This window comes from Streptomyces sp. NPDC018000 (assembly GCF_044328025.1).
Taxonomy (GTDB): domain Bacteria; phylum Actinomycetota; class Actinomycetes; order Streptomycetales; family Streptomycetaceae; genus Streptomyces.
The window spans coordinates 55,499-70,066 of record NZ_JBIRGM010000018.1 but is presented as its reverse complement, the minus strand read 5'-3'; the positions used below and the strand labels follow the sequence as shown (position 1 = coordinate 70,066).

The 14,568-nt window shown below is 68.1% G+C and carries 14 protein-coding genes; 8 read left to right on the top strand and 6 right to left on the bottom strand.

What is annotated here, in order from left to right:
• Positions 1–71: 71 nt before the first annotated feature.
• Positions 72–1,001 carry a helix-turn-helix transcriptional regulator gene (locus ACH4EW_RS26620; protein ID WP_398261031.1) on the bottom strand — a complete coding sequence of 310 codons (930 nt, stop codon included), beginning with the start codon at positions 999–1,001 and terminating at the stop codon, positions 72–74.
• Between the two features lie 627 nt (positions 1,002–1,628).
• Positions 1,629–1,922 (bottom strand): ATP-binding protein, encoded by a 294-nt coding sequence (locus ACH4EW_RS26615; protein ID WP_398261029.1) that lies wholly within the window; start codon positions 1,920–1,922, stop codon positions 1,629–1,631.
• Between the two features lie 236 nt (positions 1,923–2,158).
• On the opposite strand from ACH4EW_RS26615, the gene ACH4EW_RS26610 reads away from it, so the two are divergent.
• The 5 genes from ACH4EW_RS26610 to tyrS all read left to right on the top strand — a co-directional run bounded on the left by ACH4EW_RS26610 (position 2,159) and on the right by tyrS (position 7,803).
• A complete protein-coding gene (locus ACH4EW_RS26610; RefSeq protein ID WP_398261027.1) occupies positions 2,159–2,977 on the top strand; it encodes a helix-turn-helix domain-containing protein in 819 nt (272 codons plus the stop codon).
• On the top strand, positions 2,974–3,195 hold the full coding sequence (locus tag ACH4EW_RS26605) for a DUF397 domain-containing protein (RefSeq protein ID WP_398261025.1): 222 nt from the start codon (positions 2,974–2,976) through the stop codon (positions 3,193–3,195). The genes ACH4EW_RS26610 and ACH4EW_RS26605 overlap by 4 nt, the downstream gene beginning before the upstream one ends.
• A gap of 235 nt (positions 3,196–3,430) precedes the next feature.
• On the top strand, positions 3,431–4,954 hold the full coding sequence (locus tag ACH4EW_RS26600; RefSeq protein WP_398261023.1) for a TldD/PmbA family protein: 1,524 nt from the start codon (positions 3,431–3,433) through the stop codon (positions 4,952–4,954).
• An 82-nt stretch (positions 4,955–5,036) separates the two neighbouring features.
• Positions 5,037–6,431 (top strand): metallopeptidase TldD-related protein, encoded by a 1,395-nt coding sequence (locus tag ACH4EW_RS26595; RefSeq protein WP_398261021.1) that lies wholly within the window; start codon positions 5,037–5,039, stop codon positions 6,429–6,431.
• A 106-nt stretch (positions 6,432–6,537) separates the two neighbouring features.
• Positions 6,538–7,803 carry a tyrosine--tRNA ligase gene (gene tyrS, locus ACH4EW_RS26590; RefSeq protein WP_398261019.1) on the top strand — a complete coding sequence of 422 codons (1,266 nt, stop codon included), beginning with the start codon at positions 6,538–6,540 and terminating at the stop codon, positions 7,801–7,803.
• Positions 7,804–7,895: 92 nt separating this feature from the next.
• Here tyrS and ACH4EW_RS26585 read toward each other — a convergent pair whose 3' ends face one another.
• Entirely contained in the window at positions 7,896–8,171 is a 276-nt protein-coding gene (locus ACH4EW_RS26585; RefSeq protein WP_398261017.1) for a GlsB/YeaQ/YmgE family stress response membrane protein, read from the bottom strand.
• A 245-nt stretch (positions 8,172–8,416) separates the two neighbouring features.
• Between ACH4EW_RS26585 and ACH4EW_RS26580 the strand changes: the two genes are divergently transcribed.
• Together ACH4EW_RS26580 and ACH4EW_RS26575 are read left to right on the top strand one after the other, a co-directional pair.
• Positions 8,417–8,785 carry a DUF3099 domain-containing protein gene (locus tag ACH4EW_RS26580; protein WP_398261015.1) on the top strand — a complete coding sequence of 123 codons (369 nt, stop codon included), beginning with the start codon at positions 8,417–8,419 and terminating at the stop codon, positions 8,783–8,785.
• A gap of 246 nt (positions 8,786–9,031) precedes the next feature.
• Entirely contained in the window at positions 9,032–9,289 is a 258-nt protein-coding gene (locus tag ACH4EW_RS26575; RefSeq protein WP_398261013.1) for a hypothetical protein, read from the top strand.
• 160 nt (positions 9,290–9,449) lie between these two features.
• On the opposite strand, the gene moaA is transcribed toward ACH4EW_RS26575, so the two are convergent.
• From moaA to ACH4EW_RS26560, 3 genes are all read right to left on the bottom strand, one after another.
• Entirely contained in the window at positions 9,450–10,439 is a 990-nt protein-coding gene (moaA, locus tag ACH4EW_RS26570) for a GTP 3',8-cyclase MoaA (RefSeq protein ID WP_398261011.1), read from the bottom strand.
• A 199-nt stretch (positions 10,440–10,638) separates the two neighbouring features.
• Entirely contained in the window at positions 10,639–12,279 is a 1,641-nt protein-coding gene (locus tag ACH4EW_RS26565; protein WP_398261009.1) for a cation acetate symporter, read from the bottom strand.
• A complete protein-coding gene (locus ACH4EW_RS26560) occupies positions 12,276–12,641 on the bottom strand; it encodes a DUF485 domain-containing protein (RefSeq protein WP_398261007.1) in 366 nt (121 codons plus the stop codon). The genes ACH4EW_RS26565 and ACH4EW_RS26560 overlap by 4 nt, the downstream gene beginning before the upstream one ends.
• A gap of 288 nt (positions 12,642–12,929) precedes the next feature.
• On the opposite strand from ACH4EW_RS26560, the gene ACH4EW_RS26555 reads away from it, so the two are divergent.
• Positions 12,930–14,465 (top strand): S8 family peptidase, encoded by a 1,536-nt coding sequence (locus ACH4EW_RS26555; RefSeq protein WP_398261005.1) that lies wholly within the window; start codon positions 12,930–12,932, stop codon positions 14,463–14,465.
• Positions 14,466–14,568: the final 103 nt, after the last annotated feature.

The following is a 14,568-nucleotide window of genomic DNA, read 5'->3' as shown; positions in this document are numbered from 1 at the left end:
GGTCGGGCGCTTATCTCGAAGGCGGTGGCTACGGCTTCCTTTCCTTGGCCCACGAAGGCGTGCTGCGGCGTTCAGTCGACGAGGGCAAGGCGGGTGGTCGGCTGTACGGCACCGTTCGCGACGACCAGGAGCAGATCACCGACGGTCGCGTCGTCGCCCAAGCCCAGTTCCGACACGGGGCGCGCCCCTGGGACATCTCGCGCGGCTACGGGCATGAGGTGCAGTTCGTTCTTCTCACCCTGGAAGGCGAGCACCACCCCGGTCTCGTCTGCGCGGATCCGCTCGACCACGGCGCTCAACCGGTCCGGTAGCACGGCGCAGACCACGGTCAGTCGCTGGCGTTCGGCCCGGGGGAAGGCGGAAATCATGTCGAGCAGCCCGGGTGCGGAGAGGGTGCCTTCAAGTAGCTGAGCCACGCCGGCACGGTCCTGCGAGCGCTCGTCCTCCTGGCTGTGCACGAAGCGCACGATCGGCAGGCCCTCGGCCAGTGTCTGCTGCCAGCGGGGCAGCATGAAGTCGATGTACAGGGCGTCTTCCCGGGTCGCACCCCTGTCCCCGGCCTGTTCGCCGATACGTGCCAGCCAGGCGTTGACCTCGGCCCAGCGCCAGATCAGTGAGCGCCCGGCCGTGCCCTCCGGGTCGGGGAATGCTCCAGCGTCCGCGCGTCGCTCGCCGCTCACCCATTGCAGAACGTTCTGCCTGCTGCGGCCCGTTCGCTCCGCGATGTCGGACACGCCGACCAGATCCGGGTCCAGCCGCAGCAGTCTCAGCTGCGGAAGCGCCTTCCGGAGTCGGACCACCAGGCGATGAGCGGCGTCGATGGCGCCGTCCCCGGGCTCGGACAGATCAAGGAGGTGCTTGTCCCTATGGCGGGTGAGCAGCCCGTCGAACTCGTCGAAGATGACACCGACCGCCAGGTCGTCGTCCACTCCGACGCCGTCCACGACAAAGAGAAACTCGTACTCCATCTCGCCCTCATCCCCCTTCGAGCGTGCGCTCACCAGTCTCCGCGCCAGGGCGCGCCACCCCTGCAAGGGCAGACTTACCCAGCCCCCACGCGTTGTCAAACGACAACGCCCCCGTTGGGGGCACGGCGCGGGTCGCCTTCGGGGAGCGGGCAGAGGTTCGCGCGCCACTCGATTTTGCGCGCCGCGCGCCCCGGATTCCTCGCCGTGCCCGGTATCGGGATGGTGAGACAGCCCCCTCCGGCGCAGGGGCAGTACAATCGCCCCCAATGCCCTTCCTTGCGCAACGTCCAACCGACGGCCACGAGCCGCTTCAGAACTACACGGATTTCCTTGTCCTGGTGATCCGCCGGTGACAACTCGCGCCCGACCATCCACCATCTCCCCAACGCACGGCGCCGTCTGCGAAGTTGACCGTCAACTCGGCGTGACCGGGAGACTACCCTGATGGACTGACAATCGTCGAAATCGCACGCCAATACGGTAATTGGTGGCGTGTACGGTCAGCCGCGACCATGCCGGAGTAGGCAGCAGATCTGCTTACCGACGGGAGTCAGTGTGATGTCCCAGCCGGGTGCGAGGAAGTCCATGAGCGGCAGCCCCCGACCGGATTCGGCTTCGGGGTCGTCAAGTTGAACCCCCGCCCGATGCGGGAAAACGACGTCAATCCGGGTCATGGAGCCTGACCCAGACACCGGAAGCTGTCGACTCGACCTCAGCCACCAGGGGGACGTAGTCGCCGCAGACGTGGACGGCGTTGCCGTAGAGCTCGGAGAGAACGAGCTGGGCGGAGTCGACCAGCTCGGGTGCGACGCCCGCACCGAGGAGCGCCGTCTCGGTAAGACCGCGGGCGGCCCTGAGATTGTCCGGGGACGCGGACATATGGAGGGCGAAACCGGCGGGGGTGGGGGTGAGGTAGTGGCCGAGTGCGGCGGTGGATCGGGGAGTGAGTTGCACATGAACCTCCGGACAGGGGCGCCTCGTTGCGCCGATCACGGTGACGCAATGCGGTCAGCATCTCGCCATGGGCGACGATTCCATCAAGGAGCATGCTTTCCACAACCAAGTGCAAGCTTTCCACCCGATCGGGTTACACGCCTACCCAGTTGAGGCCGAACGATCCCGGAGAGGTGCACACTTCGGCCATGCCCAACGCACCCCTGGTCCCGACTGTCCGCCGTCGTCGCCTCGGTATGACCCTTCGCAAGCTGCGCAACCAAGCCGGCCTGACGCTCGATGAGGCCGCTGCGGCCGTGGGCTGGAAAGCCCCGAAGATGTCGAAGATCGAGAATGCAACGCTGGGCATTCGCCCCAACGATCTGCTGGCACTGCTCGACGTCTACAGCGTGGACGACCCCCAAGCTCGTGTCGCCCTGGAGAGCCTGTCCAGGGACGCCGGGAGGCGTGGCTGGTGGCAGACCTACTCGGGAATCGTCTCGCCCTCCTACGCCGACTTCATCTCCCTTGAGTCAGACGCGGAGAAGATCTGCAGCTGGTCCCCACTCCTCATTCCAGGGCTGCTTCAGACAGCGTCCTACGCCCGGGAAACCATCTCGGGGATCACCACGACACGGAGCCCGGAGGAAGTAGCCGCACTGGCCGAAGTCCGTATGGCTCGGCAGTCGGTGCTCACCCGCCCCAGCCCTCCGATGGAGCTATGGACGATCATCCACGAGGCGGCACTCCACCAACGCTTCGCCGCCCGGCCCGCCACGATGCGGGAGCAGTTGCGCCGGCTTCTGGATACCTCGGAGATGCCCAACGTGACTGTTCAGCTCATGCCAATGGCCCCAACTGCCCACCCAGGGCTGCTGGGTGGCTTCAGTCTGGCCACCTTCGCCAAACCGTTGTCGGAGGTTGTCGTTCTGGAGAATCTGACCGGGGCGGCATACGTTGAAGGTGAGGACACAGCTCCTTACGCACTGGCGTTCCAGCACATTCAGGCCACTGCCCTGCCGGTTGAGGACTCGCTCGTGCGTATCGCCGAGATGGAAGAAGGCCTCCGAACGTGAACCGCCCCAAGGCAGACCTGTACGCCCACGACCTCTCCGACTCCATATGGCGCAAGTCGTCCACGAGTGGTGCGGAACACGACTGCGTCGAGATCGCAGAGCTGCCTGGCGGTGCCAGGGCCCTACGGGACTCGAAGAACCCTGAGCGCCCACCCCTGTGCTTCACAGCCTCGGAGTGGGCCGCGTTCCGCGCGGGCGTGATAGCAGACGAGTTCTGACAGGTTGCGGCACGCGAACGGCCGCCTGCCCCGGAGAGGTTCGGGGCAGGCGGCCGTTGCTATGTGCAAGGGGCGCGGTTACTCCTCGCTCCCGGTATCGCAACCGGCCCCCGGCCATCGATCACGATCAGCCTGCTGTCGTGCGGCACAGCCAAAACCCGGGAACCTGTAGCCGACCGATGACGGTCCGCTCCGTGATTCACTGCCAGGACCAATCAGAGGAGGGGAGCCCTTCGTGGCCCACGAGGTAGATCAGTCATTCCTGGCCCTGCCCCTGCGGTCCCTTGCCGACGCGGCGCTCGCCCGCGCGCGTGCGCTGGGGGCCGTGCATGCCGACTTCCGGTTCGAGCGGGTGCGCAGCGCGTCCTGGCGGCTGCGGGACGCACGGCCCGCCGGGACCTCGGACACCACCGATCTCGGGTACGCGGTGCGCGTCGTGCACGGCGGGGCGTGGGGGTTCGCGTCCGGCGTGGATCTGACGATGGACGCCGCGGCGAAGGTGGCCTCGCAGGCCGTCGCCATGGCGAAGCTGTCGGCGAAGGTGATCGCGGCCGCCGGGTCCGACGAGCAGGTCGAGCTGGCGGACGAGCCGGCGCACGGTGAGCGGACCTGGGTCTCGGCGTACGACATCGATCCCTTCGACGTACCGGACGAGGAGAAGGCGGGGCTGCTCGCCGAATGGAGCAGCCGGCTCCTGGGCGCCGAGGGTGTCGCACATGTGGATGCCTCGCTGACCACCGTCCACGAGAACAAGTTCTACGCGGACACGGCGGGCACCGTCACCACCCAGCAGCGGGTGCGACTGCATCCGCAGTTCACCGCGGTCGCCGTGGACGGGACCACCGGTGAGTTCGACTCGATGCGGACGATCGCCCCGCCGGTGGGCCGCGGCTGGGAGTACCTGACCGGGACCGGCTGGGACTGGGACGCCGAGCTGGAGCGGATCCCCGGGCTGCTCGCCGAGAAGATGCGGGCGCCGAGCGTCGAGGCGGGGACGTACGACCTGGTGGTCGACCCGTCCAATCTCTGGCTGACCATCCATGAGTCGATCGGCCATGCCACCGAGCTGGACCGGGCGCTGGGGTACGAGGCGGCGTACGCCGGGACCTCGTTCGCCACGTTCGACCAGCTGGGGAAGCTGGCCTACGGCTCCCCCGTGATGAATGTGACGGGCGACCGCACCGCCGAGCACGGGCTCGCGACCATCGGGTACGACGACGAGGGTGTCGAGGCACAGTCCTGGGACCTGATCAAGGACGGGACGCTGGTCGGGTACCAGCTTGACCGGCGGATCGCGAAGCTGACGGGCCTGGGCCGTTCCAACGGCTGCGCGTATGCGGACTCGCCGGGCCATGTCCCCGTGCAGCGGATGGCGAACGTGTCGCTGCAGCCGGATCCGGGCGGGCTGTCCACGGAGGATCTGATCGGCGGGGTGGAGCGCGGGATCTATGTGGTCGGCGACCGGTCCTGGTCGATCGACATGCAGCGCTACAACTTCCAGTTCACCGGGCAGCGGTTCTTCCGCATCGAGAACGGGAAGCTGACCGGACAGCTGCGCGACGTCGCGTACCAGGCGACGACGACGGATTTCTGGGGCTCGATGGAGAAGGTCGGCGGCCCGCAGACGTATGTCCTGGGCGGCGCCTTCAACTGCGGCAAGGCCCAGCCGGGCCAGGTCGCGGCCGTCTCGCACGGCTGCCCCTCCGCCCTCTTCCGGGGCGTGAACATCCTCAATACGACGCAGGAGGCCGGACGATGAGCGGTCACCACGGAACCGGCTGGGGGTCCGGGGGTCGCCCCCCGGGACAGCACAGTCTCAATACGACGCAGGAGGCCGGACGATGAGCAGCGTCAGCAAGCCGCACGAGATCGTCGAGCGGGCACTCGAACTGTCCACCGCCGACGGCTGTGTCGTCATCGCCGACGAGGAGTCGTCCGCGAATCTGCGCTGGGCCGGCAACGCGCTCACCACAAACGGGGTGACGCGGGGGCGGACCCTGACCGTCATCGCGACCGTCGACGGTGCGCAGGGCACCGCGTCCGGGGTGGTGTCGCGGTCCGCGGTCACCGCCGACGATCTGGAACCGCTGGTACGGGCCGCCGAGGCCGCCGCGCGCGGGGCCGGTCCTGCGGAGGACGCGCAGCCGCTGGTCGGCGGGGTCCCCGCGTCGCCCGACTTCACGGACGCGCCGGCCGAGACGGGCTCGGACGTCTTCGCGGAGTTCGCCCCGGCGCTCGGCGATGCCTTCGCCCGTGCCCGCTCCGGTGGCCGTGAGCTGTACGGCTTCGCCCACCACCAGCTGACCTCGACGTACCTCGGTACGTCGACGGGGCTGCGGCTGCGCCACGACCAGCCGAACGGCACGCTGGAGCTCAACGCCAAGTCCCCCGACCGGACCCGTTCGACCTGGGCGGGCCGCTCCACGCGCGACTTCAAGGATGTCGACCCGGCCGAGCTCGACGCGGAGCTGGCGCAGCGGCTGCGCTGGGCGGAGCGCCGTATCGAACTGCCCGCCGGGCGGTACGAGACGCTGCTGCCGCCGACCGCCGTGGCCGACCTGCTGATCTACCAGCTGTGGTCGTCGACGGCACGGGACGCCGCGGAGGGCCGGACGGTGTTCTCCAAGCCGGGCGGTGGGACGAGGATCGGTGAGACCCTGTCCCAGCTGCCGCTGTCGCTGCGCAGCGACCCGCACGCACCGGGCCTGGAGTCGGCGCCGTTCGTGATCGCCCATGCCTCCGGGGACGGCGCTTCCGTCTTCGACAACGGTCTGCCGCTGACGTCGACCGACTGGATCCGGGACGGCAGGCTGGAGCACCTGACGACCACCCGGCACACGGCGGGTCTGACCGGGCTGCCGGTCGCGCCGGCGATCGACAACCTGGTGCTGGAGGGCGGCGGTGAGCGGTCCCTGGAGGAGATGGTGACCGCGACGACCGGCCGCGGGCTGCTGCTGACCTGCATGTGGTACATCCGGGAGGTCGATCCGGCCACACTCCTGCTGACCGGACTGACCCGCGACGGGGTGTATCTCGTCGAGGGCGGCGAGGTCGTCGGCGAGGTGAACAACTTCCGGTTCAACGAGTCGCCGGTGGATCTGCTGTCGCGGGCCACGGAGGCGGGCCGTACCGAGAAGACGCTGCCGCGCGAGTGGGGCGACTGGTTCACCCGGGCCGCCATGCCCGCGCTGCGGATCCCGGACTTCAATATGAGCTCGGTGAGCCTGGGCGTGTGACCCGCCTGAGGGGCCGGGGTGGATCAGCGCGCCCACCAGGGGTTACGGGACAGCCCTTAGACTGACTGTTGCCTTTCGATACACGTAGCTGAGGAGAGACGGAACCGTGACGGACATCGTCGACGAGCTGAAGTGGCGTGGGCTGTTCGCCCAGTCCACTGATGAGGACGCACTGCGCAAGGCTCTCGCGGACGGTCCCGTCACGTTCTATTGCGGTTACGACCCCACCGCGGCGAGTCTGCACGTCGGCCATCTGGTGCAGGTGCTCACCATGCGCCGGCTCCAGCAGGCTGGGCTGCGGCCACTGGCCCTGGTGGGCGGGGCCACCGGTCAGATCGGTGACCCGAGGCCGACCGCCGAGCGCACGCTGAACGACCCGGAGACGGTCGCCAACTGGGTGTCGCGGCTGCGGTCCCAGATCGAGCCGTTCCTGTCCTTCGAGGGCGAGAACGCGGCGGTCATGGTGAACAACCTGGACTGGACCTCGGGCATGTCCGCGATCGAGTTCCTCCGGGACATCGGCAAGCACTTCCGCGTCAATAAGATGCTGACCAAGGACTCCATCGCCCGGCGGCTGGAGTCCGACGAGGGCATCAGCTACACCGAGTTCAGCTACCAGCTGCTCCAGAGCATGGACTACCTGGAGCTGTACCGGCGCTACGGTTGCACACTCCAGCAGGGCGGCAGCGACCAGTGGGGCAACCTCACCGCGGGTCTCGACCTGATCCACCGCCTGGAGCCGGGCGCCGAGGTGCACGCCCTGGCGACCCCGCTGATGACGAAGGCGGACGGGACCAAGTTCGGCAAGTCCGAGGGCGGGGCCGTCTGGCTCGACCCGGCGATGACGACGCCGTACGCCTTCTACCAGTTCTGGCTGAATGTGGACGACCGGGACATCTCGCGGTACATGCGCGTCCTCAGCTTCCAGAGCCCCGCGGAGCTGGCGGAGCTGGAGAAGGTCACCGAGGAGCGTCCGCAGGCCCGGACGGCGCAGCGTGCGCTGGCCGAGGAGCTGACGACGCTGGTGCACGGTGCCGATCAGTGCGCTGCGGTCATCGCGGCGTCGAAGGCGCTCTTCGGCCAGGGTGAGCTCGGCGAACTGGACGAGGCGACGCTGAGCGCCGCACTGTCCGAGGTGCCGCACGCGCAGGTCACCGAGCTCGGCCCGCTGGTGGACCTCCTGGTGGAGGTCGGCCTGGCGCCGAGCAAGTCCGGCGCCCGCCGCACGGTGAAGGAGGGCGGTGCGTACGTGAACAACGTCAAGGTCACGGATGGCGAGAGCGCCCCGGCCCGCGAGGAGCTGCTGCACGGGCGCTGGCTGGTGCTGCGACGGGGCAAGAAGAACCTCGCCGCCGTCGAGGTCACCGGCTGATCCCTGAACGTCGGCACTGCGGCCGGGCACGCTTGACGCGTGTCCGGCCGCAGTGCGTTGTGGCCCGTCGGTGGCCCAGGCCGGCTGCCGGTTCAGGCCTTCTGTCTGGAGCCGCGGAACGAGGCCCACAGCATGTCACCGACACCTACGATGACCACTGCACCGATCAGCTGGAACAGATGGCGCGTCCAGTCGATGCCCTTTGTTTCGTTGACGCCGATCCAGGTGGCGACGGCATTACCGAGGATGCTGCCGAGCATGCCGAAAATCGTCGTCAGCCAGAGTGGGATGTTCTGTTTGCCGGGCAGGATCGCCTTCGCGATCAGACCGAGCACCAGGCCCACGATGATTGCCCACAACCAGCCCATGTCGCCTCCTCGTGCGACGTCATGTCGCGCATGTGCGCCCAGTCTCGGCCCGTGGGCCATACGTCGCATGTCTGACGCGTCCGTACGTGCGGCACGGCTGCCGGTATGCACGAATGCGGCGTGCCCCGGTCTCGAGGCCGTCGAGCACCGGGCGTAACGTGGATACCGTCCGGTCCGGGGAGCGTCCGGCGCGGAAATGAGGTGTCCCCTGGCCCGCGAGGTGCTGGGGGAAGGGTGGTGGAGACATGATGCGGAAGCAGAGCGGTGCCGAGGTCTTCCGGATCACGGGGGCCCGGCGAGGCCTCGCGGACGATGTGCGCGGCAGGCAGCGGCGCTATGTGATCTCGATGTCCGTACGGACGGTTTCGGTGATCCTGGCCGCCGTGCTGTGGAACGTCGAGCGGTATGTCGCGATCGTGGCGCTGGTGCTCGGAGCTCTCCTCCCGTACGTGGCGGTGGTCATCGCCAACGCGGGCCGTGAGAACACCCCTTCGCTCCCTTCGACCTTCGTCCCGGCGCCGATACGTCCGGCGCTCGACGCGGCACCCGTGGCCGGTTCTGCGGAATCCGGACCGGAGGCCGACGGGGCCCGGCGCGACGAGGAATCGGCATAAGCACAGTCGGGGCCGCACCGCACCCAAGGCACAAGAAAATCTCATATCAATCGTGAAGTTACGGTGCACCGCACCCCGGTCTGCGTGACATACTTCGAAAGCGCTCCGCATCCCCCGTCGGAGCGACGGACCGACGCCGGGCAGCTCCCCCCGTGGCTGCTCGGCGTCGATTTTTTTCTTCGGCAAAGGCTGCGTCGGGCGGCCGGCCCGTATGGCCGACACAGGCGCTGGCCTAGGGTTGAGTCCGTGAACTCCCCTGAATCCGCGGCCGAAAGCACTGCCGCCGCACCCATCTGTTCCGCCAAGGGCTGCCGGGCCGACGCCGTATGGGTGCTCGCCTGGAACAACCCGAAGCTGCACACCCCGGAGCGCCGCAAGACCTGGCTGGCCTGCGAGGAACACCGGGAGCATCTCTCCTCGTTCCTGGGTGTCCGGGGCTTCCTCAAGGATGTCGTGACGCTGACGGAGTGGGAGTCCGGCGAATCAGGGGCGGACAGCCCTTAACGACCTCACCCACGATTGGCAGCGGCGTCGCGGCGTCTGGGACCTCCGCCTCCCGCGTTGTCGTCAGTCGCGATGGCTCCGCCATCACTCCCTCCTCCGCCTTGGATTCGAAGGTCCCAGACGCCGCTCCTTCTCCCACTGCCAATCGTGGGTGAGGTCGTTAGCCGCCGATCGCCGACATCGGCCGCTCGGGCTGCAGGAAGGACGGGTCGTCCAGACCGGATCCGGCCTTCTTTCCCCACATCGCGAGCGTCCAGATCCTGGCGATCTCCTCGTCCGGCGCGTCCGAACGCAGGGCGCCGCGCAGATCGGTCTCCTCGCGGGCGAACAGGCAGGTGCGCACCTGGCCGTCTGCGGTGAGCCTGGTCCGGTCGCAGGCCCGGCAGAAGGGGCGGGTGACGGAGGCGATGACACCGACACGGTGGGGCCCGCCGTCGACGAGCCAGCGCTCTGCGGGGGCGGAGCCGCGCTCGGCGTCACCCTCCTCGGTGAGGATGAAGCGGGTGCGCAGCGACTGGAGTATGTCGCCTGCCGTGATCATGCCGTCGCGCTTCCAGCCGTGCTGCGCGTCGAGCGGCATCTGCTCGATGAAGCGGAGCTCGTAGCCGTGCTCGACGGCCCAGGCGAGCAGGTCGGGGGCCTCGTCGTCGTTGAGCCCCGGCATCAGGACGCTGTTGACCTTGACCGGGGTGAGACCGGCGTCGCGGGCGGCTTCCAGGCCGGCCAGTACGTCGTGGTGGCGGTCACGGCGGGTGAGTGTCTTGAAGACGTCGGGGCGCAGGGTGTCCAGCGAGACGTTGACCCGGTCCAGGCCGGCGGCCTCGAGCGCGGCCGCTGTGCGCTTCAGCCCGATACCGTTGGTGGTGAGCGACATCTTGGGGCGCGGGCTCAGGGCCGCACACCGCTCGACGATGGAGACGAGCCCGGGGCGCAGCAGCGGCTCACCGCCGGTGAAGCGGACCTCGGTGATGCCGAGCCGGGTGACGGCGATACGGACCAGTCGGACGATCTCGTCGTCGCTGAGCAGGTCGGGCTTGGCCAGCCATTGCAGGCCTTCTTCCGGCATGCAGTACGTGCACCGCAGATTGCACCGATCGGTCAGCGAGACACGGAGGTCGGTGGCGACTCGATCGTAGGTGTCGATGAGCATGTGCGCCCCCTTCCTCAGCAGCTTCCCGGCCGCGGATCCTGCTCCTCCGGCTGACTTCTCCGAGACTACGCGAGACCCGTGACATCGGAAGAGCCCCGTTTGTCACGAGGAGTGACGCGGCCGCGTCGTAGGGCGCTACGACGCGGCCACGGAGCCGGAGTGACGCGTGGGGCGGACTCCTCGGGAAACCGTTCCTCTCTCAGTGCGCCCCGACACCCGTGAGCGACTTGACCTCCAGCTCGGCGTACTTGCCCTTGTCCGGCTCCTCCTTCGAGAGGAGGGAGCCGATCCAGCCGAGCAGGAAGCCCAGCGGGATGGAGATCAGACCGGGGTTCTCCAGTGGGAACCAGGCGAAGTCGACGCCCTTGAACATGGACGTCTTCGGGTTGCCGGAGACGACCGGCGAGAACAGCACCAGGAACACCGAGCTCGCCAGACCGCCGTAGATCGACCACAGTGCGCCCTGGGTGGTGAACCGCTTCCAGAAGAGGCTGTAGAGGATCGTCGGCAGGTTGGCGGAGGCGGCGACGGCGAAGGCGAGAGCCACAAGCCCGGCGACGTTCATGTCACGGGCGAAGGCACCCAGGGCGATCGCGACCGCACCGATGAGGACGGTGGCCCAGCGGGCGGCCCGCATCTCCTCCTTCTCGGTGGCCTTCCCCTTGCGGATGACGTTGGCGTAGATGTCGTGCGCGAAGGAGGACGAGGAGGCGAGGGTGAGTCCCGCGACGACGGCGAGGATGGTGGCGAAGGCGACGGCCGAGATCACAGCGAGCAGCACGGCGCCACCGGTCGAGCCGACCCCTCCGAGGTACTCGGCGAGCTGTGGGGCGGCCGCGTTGCCGGCCGGGTTCTTCTCCTTGATCTCGTCCGGGCCGATCAGGGCCGCGGCGCCGAAGCCGAGCGCGATCGTCATCAGGTAGAAGGCGCCGATGATGCCGATGGCCCAGTTGACCGACTTACGGGCGGCCTTGGCTGTGGGCACCGTGTAGAAGCGGATCAGGATGTGCGGCAGCCCGGCGGTGCCGAGGACCAGGGCGATACCGAGGGAGAGGAAGTCCAGCTTCGAGGTGCCGGTGGCGCCGTACTTGAGGCCGGGCTCCAGGAAGGCCGCTCCGTGGCCGCTCTTCGAGGCGGCCGTGCCCAGCAGGTCGGAGATGTTGAAGTCGAACTTCAGCAGCACCAGGAAGGTCATCAGGAGGGCGCCGGCGATCAGCAGCACGGCCTTGACCATCTGAACCCAGGTGGTGCCCTTCATGCCTCCGATGGTGACGTACACGATCATCAGTACACCGACCAGCGCGACGATGAGGATCTTGCCCGCGTCGCTGGTGATGCCGAGGAGCAGCGAGACCAGGACGCCCGCGCCCGCCATCTGCGCCAGCAGGTAGAAGATCGAGACGATGATGGTGGAGACGCCGGAGGCGGTGCGTACCGGGCGCTGCCGCATCCGGTACGCAAGGACGTCGCCCATCGTGTAGCGGCCCGAGTTGCGCAGCGGTTCGGCGACCAGCAGCAGGGCCACCAACCAGGCGACGAGGAAGCCGATGGAGTACAGGAAGCCGTCGTAGCCGAAGAGTGCGATGGCCCCGGCGATCCCGAGGAACGAGGCCGCCGACATGTAGTCGCCGGAGACGGCGAGTCCGTTCTGGAATGCGGTGAACTGGCGGCCGCCGGCGTAGAAGTCGGAGGCGCTCTTGGTCTGCCGTCCGGCCCAGACGGTGATGCCCAGGGTCGCGGCGACGAAGACCGCGAAGAGCGTGATGATCAGCGGCCGGTGCACGGCGGTGGACGAGGCGGCGAGCTGGATCACGGGGTGCGGGTGGTACGCGGTGCTCATGCGTCGGCCTCCATACGGGACTTGATGGCCTCGGCCTTCGGGTCGAGCTTCGCCGCGGCGTGGCGCGAGTAGAGCCAGGCGATGAGGAAGGTGGTGACGAACTGGGCGAGACCGAGCACGAAGGCCACGTTGATGTTGCTGTACACCTTGGTGCCCATGAAGCCGCCGGCGTAGTTCGACAGCAGCACGTAGAGCAGGTACCAGAGCACGAACGCGATGGTCAGCGGGAAGGCGAACGAGCGGTGAGCGCGGCGCAGTTCGCCGAACTCCTCGCTCTCCTGCGTTGCGATGAACGCCTCGGTCGTGGGCTGGGCAGGGCCGGTGTCCGGGCCGGCTTTGGGCGGCGATGCATCGGTAGCCACGGATTCTCCTCGCGACGCGGGTGCGGTGGTGGGAGCGGTGGATTTCACAACAGAACCTCGATGTCGGGGGGTTGGTGGTGCTGCTCCCCTGACAACGGCACGGAGAGGACTACGAAGCGGTTCACCGTGATTTGCCGCTTCTCCGCTTCGCCCATCGAGGGCCCACTTCGAACGGAATGACGTCAATTCATTGATGAAACGAATGATCAGCGCTAACTTCACCGTTCATACACACGATCGGACACACCTCCGTGTCCGGTCGGCTGACATGGATGATGTGGAGACACCATGGCTCATCTGGGATCCAGACGGACTCGCGTGCTGACGCTGCCCGTCGGATTGGCCCTCACGGCCTCGCTCGGCTTCCTGCCGACGAGTGCCGCATCGGCTGCCCCGTCGGACGGACTGCCCACTGCGGCGGTCTCGACGGACGGCCCGAAGATGTCTTACGTCGTCAACACCCGTGCCAATCACGGCACCGTCAAGCAGGTGAAGAAGGCGATAGCCGCAGCCGGCGGCACGGTGGTGGTCGCCCATGAGCAGATCGGTGTCATCGTCGCCCACTCCTCGAACCCCGACTTCGCGAAGACCATTCGCAAGACCCGGGGCGTCGAGTCGGCCGGTGCCACCCGCACCGCCCCGCTCCAGTCCGTCGCCACGACCGAGGAGGGCGGCACCGAGCTGCTGACCGCCGAGGAGGCCGCGAAGGCGGCCGAGGCCGCCGGCCCGGGCCAGGAGCCGCTGGAGCCCAACCAGTGGGACATGCGCGCCATCCAGGCCGACAAGGCCAGCAAGATCAACGATGGCAGCGCCTCGGTCACCGTCGGCGTGATCGACACAGGTGTCGACGACACCCATGAGGACCTCAAGGCGAACTTCTCCAGGAAGCAGTCGGCCAACTGCGTCGGCGGCGTTGCGGACACGACCGAGGGCGCCTGGCGTCCGTACACCAACGGCAGTGACCACGGCACGCATGTCGCCGGTACGATCGCCGCCGCCCGCAACGGCATCGGCGTCACCGGTGTCGCCCCCGGTGTCAAGGTGGCCGGCATCAAGGTCAGTGAGCCCGGCACCGGCCTCTTCTACACCGAGGCGGTCGTCTGCGGCTTCGTCTGGGCCGCCGAGCACGGCATCGAGGTCACCAACAACAGCTACTACGTCGACCCCTGGTACTTCAACTGCAAGGACGACCCGGACCAGAAGGGTCTGCTCGACGCCCTCACCCGCGCCACGAAGTACGCCGAGCGCAAGGGCGTCCTCAATGTCGCCGCGGCGGGCAACGAGAACTACGACCTGGCGTCGGACGAGATCCTCGACGAGTCCAGTCCGAACGACTCCACCCCGGGACCGCGCACCGTGGACCCGCGCAAGTGCTTCGACATCCCGACCCAGCTGCCGGGCGTCGTCACGGTGTCCTCGACCGGCTCTCAGGGCTTCAAGTCGTACTACTCCAGCTTCGGCCTGGGCGTCGCCGACGTGTCCGCCCCCGGCGGCGACAGGTGGCAGGTCCCGGCCACCCCGGACGCCAACGGTCGTGTGCTCTCGACGGTCGTGAACGGCGAGTACGGTTACAAGCAGGGCACCTCGATGGCCACCCCGCATGTCGCGGGCGTCGCGGCCCTGCTGAAGAGCACGCACCCGACGGCCACGCCTGCGCAACTGCAGGAGCTGCTGAAGGCCCAGGCCGTCAACCCGGGTTGCCCGTCCAAGGTCTACAACTCGGCCGGCCAGCTGATCGACGCGACGACCTGCAAGGGCGGCGGCAAGGTGAACGGCTACTACGGCCACGGCGTCGTCAACGCACTGAACGCGGTCCGCTGGTAGGGAGCGCAAAGGCAGTGGGCGGGGCTGGAGTCGACGGCCCCGCCCACTGCCTGTCCCGCACCTCTCCCAGCTCCCCTTCCTGAAAGGTGGCACTCAGTGCCAT

Coding starts and splice junctions, on each gene's coding strand:
- ACH4EW_RS26610 (WP_398261027.1), top strand. CDS start 2,159: ATGACCCTTCGCAAGCTGCGCAACCAAGCCGGCCTGACGCTCGATGAG.
- ACH4EW_RS26580 (WP_398261015.1), top strand. CDS start 8,417: ATGATGCGGAAGCAGAGCGGTGCCGAGGTCTTCCGGATCACGGGGGCC.
- ACH4EW_RS26595 (WP_398261021.1), top strand. CDS start 5,037: ATGAGCAGCGTCAGCAAGCCGCACGAGATCGTCGAGCGGGCACTCGAA.
- moaA (WP_398261011.1), bottom strand. CDS start 10,439: ATGCTCATCGACACCTACGATCGAGTCGCCACCGACCTCCGTGTCTCG.
- ACH4EW_RS26585 (WP_398261017.1), bottom strand. CDS start 8,171: ATGGGCTGGTTGTGGGCAATCATCGTGGGCCTGGTGCTCGGTCTGATC.
- ACH4EW_RS26555 (WP_398261005.1), top strand. CDS start 12,930: ATGGCTCATCTGGGATCCAGACGGACTCGCGTGCTGACGCTGCCCGTC.
- ACH4EW_RS26565 (WP_398261009.1), bottom strand. CDS start 12,279: ATGAGCACCGCGTACCACCCGCACCCCGTGATCCAGCTCGCCGCCTCG.